Source organism: uncultured Aliiroseovarius sp. (genome assembly GCF_947497285.1).
Classification (GTDB): Bacteria; Pseudomonadota; Alphaproteobacteria; order Rhodobacterales; family Rhodobacteraceae; genus Aliiroseovarius.
This window is the reverse complement of sequence record NZ_CANMFT010000004.1, coordinates 361,097-376,112: the sequence shown is the minus strand read 5'-3', so window position 1 is coordinate 376,112 and position 15,016 is coordinate 361,097. Positions and strand designations below refer to the sequence as shown.

Below are 15,016 nucleotides of genomic sequence, written 5' to 3'. Positions count from 1 at the left end.
AAAGAGTAAAGATGGATCGACTGACCGAAATGGAAGCCTTTGCCACCGTGGTGGACCAAGGTGGATTTACGGACGCTGCCAAGAAGATGGGGATATCCAAGTCGGCAGTGTCAAAGCATGTATCAAGCCTTGAAGCACGGCTTGGCGCACGGCTTTTGAACCGCACGACACGCCGTGTCAGCCCGACCGAAATTGGACTGGCCTATTATGACCGTGCCCGCCGTGTTTTGAATGACGCGGGCGAAGCCGATGCGCTGGTGACTTCGATGCAATCTGCACCATCGGGTCTTTTGCGCATATCGGTAGCGACGGATTTTGGCGTGAACCACCTTAGCCCGGTTCTGGGGGAGTTCCTGAGCGATTTCCCTGATGTGAATGTGAACATGGAACTCGCCAATCGCTACGTCGAGTTGATTTCCGAAGGGTTCGACATGGCCATCCGTGTCGGAGAACTGGAAGACAGCTCGTTGCGAGCCCGCAAGATATCAACCACGACGCGCCGCATGGTTGGCAGCCCCGCCTATTTCGAGAAATACGGCCGCCCGGGCCGCATCGACGATCTGAACGAACACAAGCTTCTGCATTATTCGAGCCAAAGCTCGGGCAATGTTTGGAAGATCCCCGCGCCGTCTGGCGAAATGCGTCAGGTACGTTCGGCGGGGTGGCTCAGTGTTAATGACGGGCAATCCCTTTTGAACGCCGCCATTTCGGGACTTGGAATCGCGTATCTGCCCAGCTTCCTTTACGCGGATGCATTGGAGCAAGGCTTGGTCGTGGACGCAATCCCGGATCTTCCGGCGGACACACAGGGAATTTACGCCGTTTATCCGCCAGGGCGCTTTACCCAGCCCAAAGTGCGTGCGTTTATCGACTTTCTTGTCCACGTCTTCGCGGACAAAGGCCCAGACAACTGGTAAGCGTGTTCCCCTCACGATCGGGGACACCAAAAAAGCGCGGCAGGGATGGCTCCCTTTGCCGTGCTTTTTCATTTTGGGTCAGTCAGTGTTGATCAAAACGGCCTCTACGCGCCGGTTTTGTTCTCGCCCTTCCGGGGTAAGGTTGGAGGCCAAAGGCGCAAGGAAACCAACGCCTTGTGCAGAAACCTGGGTCCGGTCAACACCATAGAAGTCGACCAGTTGCGTCATGACCGAATTTGCGCGTTTTCGCGACAGCGCGACATTTCCCTCAAGCCCTCCTTCGGCGTCAGTGTGACCGACGAGCATGACCCTGCGAGAGGTGTCCTGGGTCAGATAGGTGGCCAGTTCCGCAAGCGCGGTGACCTCGCTATTGGTGAGTTGCGATGACCCCGTCGCGAAGTCCACACCGGCAAGAACAGCGCGACCGGTCGCCTCAAGCGCGCTGGCAAGTGTGCCAGAAAGCGGGGCCACTCCCGTCGAGACAGGCCGGCCCGTTTGCGCGGCGACCGGCGTGACAGGGCTTCCCGCAGGTGCGACCTGAACCATTTCGACAAAGGCTGCCGCGCTGGACCTGCTGACAAGAAGGCCGATGTGATGGTCCGATTTGTGCGCGCTGATATAGTGAAAATCGCCGAGGTCCACATACATGTCGGGGGCTTTGAAGTGGCCAACCTCAAAGCGGAAATCATAGCCGCCACAGGCCACCGCCTGACACTGGAAAAGGATCTCGTATCCGTCCTGTATCAACTGATCGCGCAGGTCGGTGAGAACCTGAAAGCTGCCCTGGCTTGTGCCCGGTATCTTCCAGGCCTGCCACGTCACCTGCCCTTCAACGGCGCGGGCCGGAACGGTTCGCCCGTCAAAGCGCGCAGTGGCAAGACCGACCCGCCCATTAGGCGTCTGTTCACTGGCTTGCTGAACCGCACCGGCTGGCAGGTCAAACGCCGACGCGGGTGCAACCATCAAACTGAGGACGAGCATACAAAGCGCTGCCCGGACAAGACCGACGACTGTGTTCATCTGTGCGACGCATGGTAGGCATCATTGGGTTTCATTCCGACCGCAGATGCCATGCGGTTCGACATGGAAAAGAAACCGACAGTTGCGGCAATGTCCCAGATGTCGCGATCCGTGAACCCTACGCTGCGGAGGGCGTCGCGATCGGCTTCCTCTGTTTCGGCGGAAGCTTTGGTTATTTTCTCGGCAAACAGCAGCATGGCGTGCTGGCGAGCATCCAGTTTGGCCATGCGCCAGTTCATCACCATCGCTTCGCCAAGCTGGGGGTTGCCGGACAGTTCGCGAACCGCTGCGCCGTGGGCCACCTGGCAATACCAGCACCGGTTGATCGAGCTGACGACGACAGCAATCATCTCTCGCTCCAGCTTGGACAGGCCGCTGTCACCCATCATCAATTCGTTATACATGGCTGAAAACGCGCGCAGCTTTTCCATGTCGAACGCATAGGCTTTCAGCACGTTCGGCACGAGGCCCAGTTTTTCGTCACAGATGTCGAAATACTTCTGAATGTCTGCGGGAAGCGGATCAACCATCGGCAGGTTCAGGTCCGTCACACCATTGTTCTTATGTGCCATGTCTTTACCCCTGCGATTTCTTGATCCGGTAATGATAGTGCCCGACAATGTGCATCCCAAGATTGGTATAGAGCGGATTTGCAGCGTGGTTGCCCTGTGTAACAATCAGGGCCAGATATTTCGCGCCTTGGTCCTTCGCCCAGATGGCCGCTTGCTTCAGCAGGTTTTGACCTGTGCCCTGCCGACGCAACCCTTTGTCGACATGCAAGGCGTGCACCACAGCAATGTCATCGTGCAGCCCAACATAGCCAACGCCGGATGGGGTGTCATCGGTGCGCGCCAAAAGGCCGGTTTTTGGACAGGTCGCCCGCTCCATCACGGCGCGACGTTCTTTGCCGATGCCCCCGGCGTCCCACAATTCGTGCATGATGGACAATGTCGGCCAGATCGAAAACGCCGAGACAGGCGGCAGCGCGTCTTTTGTCAGTTCTGCGACCTCGATGACCCAAATATTCACCGGGTCAACAATCTGGTATCCGTGTTTTTCCAACATATCATCAAGGTGTTCGTCGCCAATGCGGATTTGAAACAGCGGGTCCATGCCCAATTCACGCATCGCTTTTTCAGCGGCGGGCAGATCAGCTTCGGTGGTCGGCCAGTTTTCAGTGGCCGCTGACACGCGTTTGCCGCCGCCCGCGCCATCACGAATGATCCATGCCCCCACCCGTTTTGTTTCGGCCGGCGGCCATGTTGCTTCGCTGGCCTCGATGATCGCTACGGCATTTGGCAGGTCGTGTTTCATGTGTCCTCCGTAAATAGCCGAGACAAGGTTTGCGCGGCGGAATGAATTCTGTCGGTGTCGGTCCCGCGAATAACGATATTCGCCCCGAAAACACCGTTCTGTATGAAGGGATATGACCCAAAGCTGAGGTCTGCAAAATCTTCGACAACCTGACCCAGCGGTCCCGCAATCTCACCTTCGCCACGTTCGATTCTGATCGAGCGTGACAGAAGCGGCGCGCCGCCGGTTAGCCCCGGCAATACGCTGTCGACCATCGCCTTGAAGACAGACGGCACACCCGCCATCACATGGACGTTCTCAAGCGTGAACCCTGGCGCGACCGATACCGGGTTGTCGATCAATGTCGCACGGTCTGGGATGCGTGCCATGCGCTGCCTTGCTGCGTTGAATTCCTGCCCTTGTCGCGCGTAATGTGCGGCCAGCAATGCGCGGGCATCTTCACGAATGTCGATGTGATCGCCGAACGCACGGGCAATGCAATCGGCGGTGATGTCGTCATGTGTCGGACCGATTCCGCCCGAAGTGAAAACATGGTCATACGCAAGGGACAGTGCTTTTACCGCAGCCTCAATCGCTTGGGCGTCATCTGACACCACACGCGCTTCTTTCAGGTCAATACCATGGTCGGTCAATTTGCAGGCGAGATGGTGCATGTTTGCGTCCCGTGTCCTGCCGGACAAGATCTCGTCTCCGATTACCAACATGGCGGCTGTCGGGTTGGCCATAGGTTGTTCCTTTCCTCCTTCCGGTATAGGCCTGAGACATGCAATTTCCCAGCCCTCTTGTGCCCGCAAAGCTCATTCGCCGCTACAAACGGTTTCTTGCCGATTGCACGTTGGCAGATGGTCGCGACGTGACGGCCCATTGCGCCAATCCCGGTTCGATGATGGGGTTGGCTGAGCCGGGTATGAAAATCTGGCTGGAGCCGAATGACGACCCTAAAAAAAAGCTGAAGTTTGGCTGGCGGTTGGTCGACCATGAAAACGGGCATTTCACCGGCGTTGATACCTCGGTGCCGAACCGCGCTTTGCGCGCGGCGCTAGAGGCACGTTCGGTCGCTGGCTTGGGCGATTATCATACGGTCCGGGCCGAGGTGAAATACGGCGAAAACAGCCGCATCGACTTTCTGTTGAAAGGTGATGGCCTGACCTATGTCGAGGTGAAATCAGTGACCCTGTCCCGCCAGCCCGGCTTGGCCGAGTTTCCCGACAGCGTGACCGCCCGCGGCACCAAGCATCTGGGCGAGCTTGCGAAAGTGGTCGGGCAGGGGCATCGCGCAGTGATGCTCTACCTCGTGCAGCGCACGGATTGTGACCGGTTCGATCTGGCGCGTGACATTGACCCGACCTATGCCGCTGCGTTTGTTGACGCGCGCGCCGCCGGGGTCGACGTCATCGTGCTGGGCACACAGATCAGCCCCGATGGCATCCATGTCGCGGCCCCTCTGGCGTCTTTGGCCTGAACATCCTATTTATGGGCGAAGCAAGAGGACCAACCCATGGACGACACGATGCGCGTGACCAAAGAAGGCATTCGCCTATACGACCCTTCCGACTTTGCCGGAATGCATAAGGCGGGACATTTGGCGGCCGATATTCTGGACCGGATCGCGCCGATGGTGAAGCCGGGTGCCACCACCGCCGAACTTGACGCCGCGATCGAGGCAATGGTGGACGAGGCCGGCGCGGTGTCTGCCACCATTGGGTATAAAGGCTATAAGCACGCGTCCTGCATTTCGTTGAACCATGTGGTCTGCCACGGCATCCCCGGATCGAAAACGCCCAAGGGCAAGAACGAGAAGTCAGCGCGCAAGCACGACGAATTGATCGACGGCGACATCCTGAACGTTGATGTGACGGTGATTGTGGACGGCTGGTATGGCGACACAAGCCGCATGTATAAGGTCGGCACGCTGAAGCCTTTCGCAGAACGACTGATCCAAGTGACTCATGATGCCCTGATGAAGGGGATCGAGGCCGTGCGCCCCGGAAATACTTTCGGAGATATCGGCCACGCCATCCAGTCCCATGTGGAAAGCCAGCGCATGTCGGTGGTGCGCGATTTCTGCGGGCACGGACTGGGGCAAGTGTTCCACGCCCCACCCAATGTGCTGCATTACGGGCGTCCCGGTATGGGCCCTGTGCTGGAAGAAGGCATGTTCTTCACCATCGAGCCGATGGTCAATCTGGGCCGCCCGGAAACCAAGATCCTTGCCGATGACTGGACCGCGATCACCCGCGATAAATCATTGTCGGCGCAGTTCGAACATTCGGTCGGGGTCACGGCGGATGGGTGCGATATCTTCACGCTGTCGCCTGCGGGAAAATTCCATCCAACTTGGGGTTAAGCGCGCCGGTTGACTTAGGGGAAACTTCTACCGTTTCTCCCCCTTGACCGCAAAATATCCTTTTGAATTCAGGGTGTTTCTGTTGCCGATGTCCTTCGGTTGGGATTCCTTCGCTTTTCCGTTTGCACTCGCAGAAACTCGTGCCTAGGTTCCATATGCCGACCCGCAAGAGGTGGGGCGGCTTCCGCGACACTCATGCGCGGCTGTTTCTACGAAAAACGGAGGGTGTCCCATGACCCACTTCCGCTCCTTCACCCCGAAATCCATCATCACATCCATTGGTGCCGCCGCAGCCTTACTGCTGTCGACCAACGCGACTGTTGCCGAAGAAGTGACGCTTCGCTTCCAGCATTTCGTGTCGCCTTTGTCGGCGAACCCGACCTATTTCATGGCCCCATGGGCCGAGAAAATCGAGAAGGATTCCGGCGGACGCATCAAGGTCGAACTTTACCCGGCCATGCAACTGGGCGGCAAAGCGACCAGCCAGTATGACCTGATCCGCGACGGCGCGATTGACGGCGGCTGGGTCATTCCCGGCTATCAACCCGGTCGTTTCCCCGAAGCCGAGGCGATGGAGCTGCCCTTCATGGTCACCAAATCCGGCGAAGAGGCGTCGAAAGCCGCGTGGGTCTATACCCAGAAATACCTGATGGATGACTTCGCGGATGTGAAGGTGATTGCCGCCCACATGCATGGGCGCGGGATCGTTCACAAGAAGGGCGATCCGATTGCTAGCGTCGCGGACTTCAAGAATCTGAAGCTGCGCGGCCCGTCGCGGACCTCGACCCTGCTACTGGACAAGCTTGGTGCCACGCCGATTGGCATGCCCGTGCCCGCCTTTCCCGAGGCGCTCGCAAAAGGTGTGGTCGATGGTGGCGTGATCACTTGGGAAATGTCGCCGTCGCTGAAGCTGAACGAGCTGACGGACAGCCACACCGATGTTGCGGGCGATAAGTCGCTGTATAACCTCTATTTCATCTGGGCGATGAACAAGAATGTCTACGAGGGGCTGCCCGATGACCTGAAGGCCGTGATCGACGCGAATTCAGGCTTTCACACGTCGGCTCTGGCAGGTCGCGCGCATGACACCGGCGACGTGGTTGGGCGCGAGAAAATGGCGGCAGACGGCAATGCCATTGCCGAATTGTCCGAGGAAGAGACCGCCAAAATTCGCGCGCTGGGCGACGAAGTCATCGCCGAGTGGATTGAGGACATGAACGGCAAAGGCCTTGATGGCGCTGCGATGGTGCGCGACGCGCAGGCGGCAGTGTCGGTCACGCGGGCGCGGTAAGCCGCTGAAATTTTAGCAAAGGGCCGTCCCTCGGGGCGGCCCTTTTGTCATGCGCGTCCCACTCGTTCGAGGATCGAGATTGTCGTATCCCCATATCGCCGGGCATCCAGCAATTCGACCCCGTCCGGGGGCGTGATCGCCGCGCTTTCTTCCCAAACGATCAGCGCATCTGGCGCGACCCATCCGCCTTTGATCGCGGCGTCCAATGCTTTTTCGCCCAACCCACTTCCGTAAGGTGGATCAAGGAAGATCAGGTCGTGGGGCTGCCCATCAGGCAAACGCGTCGCGTCACGTTTCACCACTGTCACGTCGTCCGCACATCGACACTTGGCGACGTTTTCGCGGATCAGGGACAGCGCTTTGCGCCCATCATCCACGAAGGTCACATGGGATGCGCCGCGCGACAGGGCCTCAAGCCCCAGCGCGCCTGTGCCAGCAAACAGGTCCAGCACCCGTGCGCCCTCAATCGGGTCGCCAAAACGGCCGCCGATCAGCATGGAAAACAGGCTCTCGCGCACCCGGTCGGTGGTCGGGCGCAGATGCGCGCCCGCGTCGCCTTTACCAACATTGGCCAGCGCCAGCCCACGAAAACGGCCTGCGATGATCCTCATTTCAGCAGCGGTTTCAGGTCTGATGCCGAGTCAGCGACAATCGCTTTGTCCGGCGATTTGCCGCTTTCGATCAGCCGTTTGCCGACCATATAGGCGCGCGGGTCGTTCATCGCGTCAACCGCCAGCAGCGTGTCGCCCTGAAAATACCAGAAGCTCGCGCTGGCGTCGTCGCCATCACGGCGCGTGACCACGTTGTCGTAGCCCACATTGAGCCCGGCAATCTGAAGCTTCACGTCATACTGATCCGACCAGAACCACGGGGTGGCGATATAGTCTACGTTTTCGCCCATTATGTTGCGGGCGACAATTTCGGCCTGATCAATGGCGTTTGGCACGCTTTCCAGCCGGATGCGCGTGCCGTGATACGGGAAGGACGCACAATCGCCAGCCGCCCAGATGGCGGTATCGGACGTGCGACCCAGCGCGTCGGTCTTGATGCCGTTGTCAATCTCCAGCCCAGCAGCTTCGGCCAAGGTGGTGTCCGGCGCGATGCCCACGCCGACAATCGCGAAATCGACCTCAAGCGTAGTGCCGTCAGACAAAACGGCCCCGGTTACGCGTCCGTCACCTGTCAGTCGGTCCAACCCAACCCCTTCGCGGATATCGACGCCGTGGGCGGTGTGCAGAGCGCGGAAATAGTCCGAGGTTTCGGGTGCTGCGACACGTTGCAGGATACGGTCTGCCATCTCAACAAGGGTGACCTTCAGGCCCTTCTTGGCAGCGACGGCCGCGGCCTCCAACCCGATATAGCCGCCACCGATGATCAACACGCGGCGGCCTTGCGAGAACTCGGTCGCCATCCGGTCCACGTCATCAAGCGTGCGCACAACATGAACGCCCTCAAGTGCGCCGCCGATTGAGCCAGGCAGACGGCGGGGCACGGACCCGGTGGTCAGCGCCAGTTGGTCATAGGGGAGTTTCTCGTCCCCGATCACCACCAGATGATTGGCCGCGTCAATCGCATCCACCTGCGTGCCAAGGCGCAGGGTGATGTTGTTTTCCGCATAGAAACTCTCGGGGCGCAAATACAGCCGCTCCACTTCCATCTCGCCCAGCAGATAAGCCTTCGACAGTGGCGGGCGTTGGTAGGGTGGTGCGGTTTCGGCCCCGATCAGGGTAATTTCACCGTCAAATCCCGCGTTGCGGAGTTTGGCGACCAATGACGCACCGGCTTGCCCGGCGCCGATGACAACAACGTGAGCCATGAGGTTCTTCCATTTCTGCTGACCTGACGCGGTTTGCAGACTATGACTAGGCAGGACGGAAACACAATCAGGGATCTTGAAAATGACAATTTCAGTTGGTGACAAACTGCCAAACGCAACCCTTTTGACGATGGGCGCCGATGGCCCAGAAGGCGTCGAGCTTGCGACGTTGACCAAGGGGCGCAAGATCGTGTTGTTCGCCGTGCCCGGCGCGTATACTGGTACGTGCACGACAGCACATGTGCCCAGCTTCATCCGCACAAAAGCCGATTTTGACAAAAAAGGCGTGGACGAGGTGATCTGCGTGTCTGTGAACGACCCCTTTGTGATGCAGGCTTGGGGCGAAAGCACAGGGGCGGCGAAGGCTGGTATTACCATGCTGGCAGACGCTGAAGGCGCTTTTACGAAAGCGATCGGAATGGCCTTCACCGCACCGCCTGTCGGGCTGATCAACCGGTCACAACGGTTCGCGATGTATGTTGATGACGGCGTGGTCAAGGTGTTGAACGCCGAAGACAACCCCGGCATGTGCGAAACCTCGGCGGGCGAAGGGTTGTTGGCCGATATGAGCGCCTAGTCGTGGTCGTCCATGTCTGATTTGCGGAAGGGGCCGTATGTGGTGAGGATCTCGATATCCTCTGCGACGGCCTCTTTTTCCGCGACCAGAAATTGTTCGACAGCGTCACGAAAGGCGGGGTCGGCAATCCAGTGGAGCGAATGAGTGGCAACCGGCATGTAGCCGCGCGCGAGCTTGTGTTCGCCTTGGGCGCCTGCCTCGACGCGCCCCAACCCGTGGGTGATGGCGAAGTCAATTGCCTGATAATAGCACAGCTCGAAATGCAAGCAGGGATGATGCTCCAGCGCGCCCCAGTAACGCCCAAACAGCGTGTCCCGCCCGATCAGGTTTAGCGCGCCCGCAACCGATCGACCATCGCGCTGGGCCAGAACCAAAAGCACCTCATCGCGCATTGTGTCATGCAGCGCATCAAAAAACGCCCGCGTCAAATAAGGGCGACCCCATTTGCGCGCCCCTGTGTCCTGATAGAACTGCCAGAATGCATCCCAGTGATGAGGCTGAATGTCATCCCCGGTCAACGAGATGATCTCGCCGCCGAAATTCTGTGCCTGAGCGCGTTCCTTACGGATTTGTTTGCGCTTGCGAGAGCTCAGACCGGTCAGAAAATCATCAAATTGAGCATAGTTGGCATTCTGCCAGTGAAACTGCTGGCCTAGACGATGCAAAAGCCCCATCGCGGCACCCTGTTTCGCCTCGTCCTCTGTGCAGAACGAAATGTGGGCAGAGCTCAGGTCGTTCTCGGTCGCCACCTGTATCATTCCCTGAAGCAGCGCGGATCGACCGACAGCCTCATACCCCGGGCGAGTCAGAAAACGTCGCCCGGTGACCGGTGTGAAAGGGACGGCCATTTGCAGCTTGGGATAATAGCGCCCGCCCGCGCGTTCAAATGCATCGGCCCAGCTGTGATCAAACACATATTCACCCTGACTGTGTGACTTGCCGTAATGGGGCGCGACTGCAATGACCTGCCCATCTGCATGAACGCTTAGGTAGTGTGGATGCCAACCCGTGCCTTCGCCGACGCTGCGCGACTGCTCCAACGCAGACAGGAAACGGTGCGTCGTAAAGGGGTCTGCCGGATGACCACCATCCGTGGTTTCCGGGCAGGCGCAGGCATCCCAGTCTTGTGCGGCAATACCGTCAAGCGCCTGATGTGTGCGAATTTCAACCGTTGTGCCTGTCACAGGATCATTGGGCCGCAGAGCGCATCACAGGTCAAGCCGCGTAGCCTTCAAACGTCACGTTGTCAGCGATCTTGCGGGCGTCAATTTCGACCTCTTTTGATCGAACGGTCCAGCAGAGAACCGGAACGCCACGCGCCTTCAGACGGGCAACGGCAGCGCTGTGCAGGTCGTTTACGTCATGGCTGATGAAGCTTGCGCCAACACGATCAAAATCCGGGATATCGCGCAGATACCGGCGCGTCGCGGCGGGCAGCAGCGTGTTCTTTTTCTGTTGAAACGCCTCGGTCGTCAGGCCAAGCGGGCGACCCGTGTTGTGGTTGCCAAAGGCGGCCACTGAATGGGGGTTGAATGACATCACGGCGACATCGCCCTCATAGTCTTTCAAGGCAATTGCGGTGGCGTGTTCCAGCGCGCCGACACGTGGTCCCATGGCGCCGTCCTGATCCTTCAGCTCGACCAGCAAAGGGACACGCCCAGCGACGATCGCCAGCACCTCTGCGAAACTTGGTATGCTTTCGTCGCCATGCAGAAGCGTCATTTTCGCAAGATCATGTGCGGCTCGCTGCTGGATTGCGCCGGCCTCACCGGTCAGGCGCTTCAGGTCATAGTCGTGAAAAACCATAGCCTGAGCGTCTTTTGATAGTTGCAGGTCAAGCTCGATCCCGTAGCCATGTTCGATCGCAGCGCGGATTGCGGCACGCGAGTTTTCAGGACGGCCCGCGCCGATATCGTGATAGCCGCGATGGGCAATCGGGCGCGACAGAAAGCTGTCGGTCAGGGGGATCGGCGCGTCGGTCATCTGATCTGGAAGATGCCTTCGATTTCGACCGCGACGCCGAAGGGCAAGCTGGCGGCCGATACGGCGGAACGCGCATGGCGGCCTGCGTCGCCCAGGGCTTCGACCATGAAATCAGAGGCGCCATTGATCACTTTGGGTTGATCGCCAAACTCGGCGGTCGAGTTGACGAAGCCCACAAGTTTTACGACACGCACCAACCTGTCAAGATCACCGCCACAGGCGGCCTTGACCTGCGCCAACAGGCTGATCGCGCAGCTGCGGGCGGCTTTGGCCCCATCTTCGGCGGTCATGTCGTCCCCCAGCTTGCCGGTCAAGAACGCGCCGTCCTTCATCGAGATCTGGCCTGATACATGCACAAGGTCGCCAACCTGAACATAGGGCACATAGTTTGCCGCAGGGGCAGGCGCGTCAGGCAGGGTGACGCCAAGATCGGCAAGACGGGTTTCATAAGCGCTCATGTTGCGTCCTTTTTTGTTGAACTACCGCGCAGCGGGTCTGCACAGACGCTAGCCCGGCTTGGCGCACCAGAAAAGGGTGAAAGCGACCCAAGACGGCCCGGTTTCGACTGACCTTTGCGCCGACAGACAAGGGTCAGCTTTCGCGCAGGGCCTTGTTGAAATAGTCTGACAGGGGCTGCACTAGATAGGATAGCGGGCTGCGATCCACCGTTCGGATGAAAGCGGATACCGGCATGCCGGGAATCAACACGGCACCAGTCGGAAGGCGCGCAATCTCGCCTTCGTCCAGTTGGATTTCGGCCCGATAAAAGCTGCGCCCGGTCGTGTCATCTGAAAACGCGTCGGCTGAGACTTTGACCACGTGCCCCAGAAGATCGGGGGCTTCGGCACTGTCAAACGCAGGGAATTTCAGGTTCACTTGCTGGCCAATGAAAACCTGATCCACATGGATCGGATCAACCTGTGCTGCGATGACCAAGGGCCGATCCTGAGGCACGATATAAAGCACCGGCTGCGCGGGTTGAATGACCGAGCGTTCCGCATGGACCTGCATGCCATGAACCACGCCCGACAGCGGCGCCCGGATATCAAGCCGGTCAAGCTGTTCGGCGATGCTGCGTCGTTGTTCGGCAAGTTCAAGCGTGGTCGCCTGAAGATCGCGCAGATCGGTGATCGCTTGTTCGCGCCGTTCGGTGCCAAGGGCGAGCACTTGAAGTTCGGTTTCGGTCACGCGCACTTCGGCCTCAGCCTTTGCGGCGGCAATCTCGCCCAACCGGCCCAGAAGACCGGCCTCTTCACGCTGCAACGCCAACACGCGCGACGCTTGCGCCAGCCCTTTCTGAAGCAGCGTTTGTTGGTTGGTCAGCTCTTCGCGGATCAGGGCAAGTTGTTGGTCCAGGGCGATGCGCTGGGCCACAAGTCCTTCGATCTGCTGCTCAACCTGAGCTTTGCGTTTTTGCAGTTGTTCGACCTGCGACGCCAAGGTGACGCGCCGCGATTCAAACAAGCGGGTCTGACCGTCCATCAAGGCGCGCACCTCGGGCCGGTTGCGCGCGCGGGTTTCCAGAGCTTCGGGAAAGGCGAGCGCCTCTGTGCCGTCGCGTTCAGCTTCCAATCGCGCCTCCCGCGCCAGCAGTTCAAAATACTGACCGTCGATGATGGTCAGTTGCGAGGCCAGCCGAGATGGGTCCAGTTGGACCAGCAAATCGCCTGCGGACACGATGTCCCCATCTTCGACCCGAATGGATGTGACGACGCCACCATCCGGATGCTGGACAACTTGTCGGTTCTGGTCGACCTCGACCTGTCCCGAAGCAACGATGGCACCGGCAAGGCGGGTGGCGACAGCCCATGTGCCGAACCCGCCGACCAGAACAAGCAAGGCGACAAAACCTACAATCAGTGGCGCACGTGCGGAATAGGTTTTGTCTGCCATCAACTGATCCCGCCTTTGCCCTGCGCCGTCTGAATTTGCTGCGCGTTCTGAACATGGGCTTGCAGCACTTCGTCACGTGGGCCAAATCCTTTGACCATGCCGCCGTCAAGCACCATAAGCAGCTCGCATTCCTGAATGGCGGCTGGACGGTGCGCCATGATCAGCACCGCTCCGCCGCGCGCCTTGACCTGCCGGATCGCGGTGTTCAGCGCCCGGGTGCCGATGTTGTCGAGGTTGGAGTTCGGCTCGTCCAGCACCAGCACCGCCGGGTCACCGTAAAGCGCGCGCGCAAGCCCGATACGCTGCATTTGACCGCCGGACAGGATGCTGTCGCCCGGCGAAACCAGCGTGTCATATCCATCGGGCAAGGACAGGATCAGCTCATGCGCGTCGGCCAGCCGGGCGGCAGCGACCACTTGGGCCGGGTCCGGTTCCAGATCAAGCCCTGCGATGTTCTCGGCGATGCTTCCGCCAAAAAGCTGAACGCGCTGGGGAAGATAACCAAGATAGCGTCCCAGTGCTTCGGGCGTGTAGTGATCCAGCGCCGCACCATCCAGTCGGACGGTTCCGCCAGACGGCGTGACCACGCCCGTGATGACGCGCGCAAGCGTCGATTTGCCGGCGCCCGAGGGGCCGATGATGCCAAGCGCCAGTCCGGGCTTTACTTCGAAGGTTACGCTGCGGAGCACGGCCTGACTTTTCCCCGGCGGAAACACGGTGACGTTTTCAGCCCGCAGATGAGCGGTCGGACGGGGCAATTCGGTGCGTCGATCGTCCAGCGGCACTTCGGCCAGCAGAACACCAAGCCCAGCCCAGCCTGTGCGCGCTCGTTGGATCAGCGGCCATTGGTTGATCGCCATATCAACAGGCGCAAGCGCGCGCCCCAAAAGGATCGAACCGGCAATCATCGCTCCCGGTGAGATTTCGCCCTGTAGCGCCAGATAAGCGCCCAAACCCAACATTGCCGATTGCAGAAACTGGCGAAATGTCTTCGAGATCGTTGAGAACTGCCCCTGAAGGTCAGCTGCCCGCACGCTTTGGTCCAGGGCTGAAGACCGCGCCTTGTGCCACCGTTGATAGGCCGCACCCGACATGCCAAGTGCGCGCACCATTTCGGCTTCGGTTCGCAGTTGTTCGGCCATCTGGTCGGCTTTCATCGTCGCCGTCGTCGCCAATGTCACGGGCGCCTTCGTCAAAATCTGGTTCAGCGCCGTGATCGCAATCAGAATTGCGCCCCCGACAACCGCAAGTATGCCCAGCCACGGGTGGAAAATCGCGATGGCAAACAGGAAGATGGGGGTCCACGGTATGTCGAATGCGGCCGTGATGACCGGGCTCGACAGCAATTTTTGGATCGCCTCAAGGTCGCGCAGACCTGCTGTTGCGATCTGCTGGTTCGGACCCGGTGGGGCGCGGCGCAACACGGCCGAAAAGACGCGTTCGTCCAGCCCCGACTGGAACTGCGCGCCGACCCGCGCCAGAATGCGCCCGCGCGCATAGTCCAGAAAGCCCATCATTGCGAACAGAAACCCCATCAATATGGTTAGGGCAATCAGGGTCGCTTCGGACCGGCTGCCGAGCACGCGATCATAGAGTTGCAACATGTAGAGCGGCGCCGTCAGCATCAACAAATTAACGAATACCGAAAAGAGCGCGACGCTCCACAACAGGCCACGCGCATTGCGGCGCACAGCGCGCAATTCTTCCAACCCGCGTTCGTGTTCAGTTTCCTGCATACCCATCAATCCGCATGTTCACCTGCTTTTCAGACCTTAAGGATAACCCTTCTGGTGTCGGCGAGAATCTGCCTGTAGAGTGTCGCCAATTAGTCACATCGAATGGCTGCCAAACTGTTAAC

Annotated in this window: 16 protein-coding genes; 5 read left to right on the top strand and 11 right to left on the bottom strand. The window is 59.4% G+C overall.

The window, feature by feature from the left end:
- The first annotated feature begins 11 nt into the window (after positions 1-11).
- Positions 12-917, top strand: coding sequence for a LysR family transcriptional regulator (locus Q0864_RS09710; protein ID WP_298568627.1), 906 nt, complete (start codon positions 12-14; stop codon positions 915-917).
- 78 nt (positions 918-995) lie between these two features.
- Here Q0864_RS09710 and Q0864_RS09705 read toward each other — a convergent pair whose 3' ends face one another.
- The 4 genes from Q0864_RS09705 to Q0864_RS09690 are packed head-to-tail and all read right to left on the bottom strand — an operon-like array spanning position 996 to position 3,976.
- The gene (locus Q0864_RS09705; RefSeq protein ID WP_298568625.1) at positions 996-1,898 is read right to left on the bottom strand and encodes an OmpA family protein; all 903 of its coding nucleotides are present in this window, start codon (positions 1,896-1,898) and stop codon (positions 996-998) included.
- A 35-nt stretch (positions 1,899-1,933) separates the two neighbouring features.
- The gene (locus tag Q0864_RS09700) at positions 1,934-2,509 is read right to left on the bottom strand and encodes a peroxidase-related enzyme (protein WP_298568623.1); all 576 of its coding nucleotides are present in this window, start codon (positions 2,507-2,509) and stop codon (positions 1,934-1,936) included.
- 4 nt (positions 2,510-2,513) lie between these two features.
- On the bottom strand, positions 2,514-3,251 hold the full coding sequence (locus Q0864_RS09695; RefSeq protein ID WP_298568622.1) for a GNAT family N-acetyltransferase: 738 nt from the start codon (positions 3,249-3,251) through the stop codon (positions 2,514-2,516).
- Positions 3,248-3,976 (bottom strand): molybdopterin-binding protein, encoded by a 729-nt coding sequence (locus Q0864_RS09690; protein WP_298568619.1) that lies wholly within the window; start codon positions 3,974-3,976, stop codon positions 3,248-3,250. Before Q0864_RS09690 ends, Q0864_RS09695 begins: the two co-directional genes overlap by 4 nt.
- A gap of 38 nt (positions 3,977-4,014) precedes the next feature.
- Between Q0864_RS09690 and sfsA the strand changes: the two genes are divergently transcribed.
- From sfsA to Q0864_RS09675, 3 genes are all read left to right on the top strand, one after another.
- Complete coding sequence (gene sfsA, locus Q0864_RS09685; protein WP_298568616.1) at positions 4,015-4,713, top strand: DNA/RNA nuclease SfsA; 699 nt, start codon at positions 4,015-4,017, stop codon at positions 4,711-4,713.
- A gap of 36 nt (positions 4,714-4,749) precedes the next feature.
- Positions 4,750-5,598 carry a type I methionyl aminopeptidase gene (map, locus tag Q0864_RS09680; protein WP_298568614.1) on the top strand — a complete coding sequence of 283 codons (849 nt, stop codon included), beginning with the start codon at positions 4,750-4,752 and terminating at the stop codon, positions 5,596-5,598.
- 232 nt (positions 5,599-5,830) lie between these two features.
- Complete coding sequence (locus Q0864_RS09675) at positions 5,831-6,889, top strand: TRAP transporter substrate-binding protein (protein ID WP_298568611.1); 1,059 nt, start codon at positions 5,831-5,833, stop codon at positions 6,887-6,889.
- Between the two features lie 47 nt (positions 6,890-6,936).
- Here the strand turns inward: Q0864_RS09675 and rsmD are convergent, their stop codons facing one another.
- Both rsmD and Q0864_RS09665 read right to left on the bottom strand, forming a co-directional pair.
- Positions 6,937-7,500: a 16S rRNA (guanine(966)-N(2))-methyltransferase RsmD gene (rsmD, locus tag Q0864_RS09670; protein ID WP_298568608.1), complete on the bottom strand. Its 564-nt coding sequence runs from the start codon at positions 7,498-7,500 to the stop codon at positions 6,937-6,939.
- Positions 7,497-8,705 carry an FAD-dependent oxidoreductase gene (locus tag Q0864_RS09665; RefSeq protein ID WP_298568605.1) on the bottom strand — a complete coding sequence of 403 codons (1,209 nt, stop codon included), beginning with the start codon at positions 8,703-8,705 and terminating at the stop codon, positions 7,497-7,499. Before Q0864_RS09665 ends, rsmD begins: the two co-directional genes overlap by 4 nt.
- Positions 8,706-8,787: 82 nt before the next feature.
- Here Q0864_RS09665 and Q0864_RS09660 point away from each other — a divergent pair, with 82 nt between their 5' ends.
- On the top strand, positions 8,788-9,282 hold the full coding sequence (locus Q0864_RS09660; RefSeq protein WP_298568602.1) for a peroxiredoxin: 495 nt from the start codon (positions 8,788-8,790) through the stop codon (positions 9,280-9,282).
- On the opposite strand, the gene Q0864_RS09655 is transcribed toward Q0864_RS09660, so the two are convergent.
- From Q0864_RS09655 to Q0864_RS09635, 5 genes are all read right to left on the bottom strand, one after another.
- Positions 9,279-10,466, bottom strand: coding sequence for a GNAT family N-acetyltransferase (locus Q0864_RS09655; protein WP_298568599.1), 1,188 nt, complete (start codon positions 10,464-10,466; stop codon positions 9,279-9,281). The two genes, Q0864_RS09660 and Q0864_RS09655, sit on opposite strands and share 4 nt — an antisense overlap.
- Before the next feature lie 31 nt (positions 10,467-10,497).
- Entirely contained in the window at positions 10,498-11,265 is a 768-nt protein-coding gene (locus Q0864_RS09650) for a glycerophosphodiester phosphodiesterase family protein (protein WP_298568596.1), read from the bottom strand.
- Positions 11,262-11,723 (bottom strand): RidA family protein, encoded by a 462-nt coding sequence (locus Q0864_RS09645; protein WP_298568593.1) that lies wholly within the window; start codon positions 11,721-11,723, stop codon positions 11,262-11,264. Before Q0864_RS09645 ends, Q0864_RS09650 begins: the two co-directional genes overlap by 4 nt.
- Positions 11,724-11,856: 133 nt before the next feature.
- Positions 11,857-13,158 (bottom strand): HlyD family type I secretion periplasmic adaptor subunit, encoded by a 1,302-nt coding sequence (locus Q0864_RS09640; RefSeq protein WP_298568590.1) that lies wholly within the window; start codon positions 13,156-13,158, stop codon positions 11,857-11,859.
- On the bottom strand, positions 13,158-14,894 hold the full coding sequence (locus Q0864_RS09635) for a type I secretion system permease/ATPase (RefSeq protein WP_298568587.1): 1,737 nt from the start codon (positions 14,892-14,894) through the stop codon (positions 13,158-13,160). Before Q0864_RS09635 ends, Q0864_RS09640 begins: the two co-directional genes overlap by 1 nt.
- Positions 14,895-15,016 lie beyond the last annotated feature (122 nt).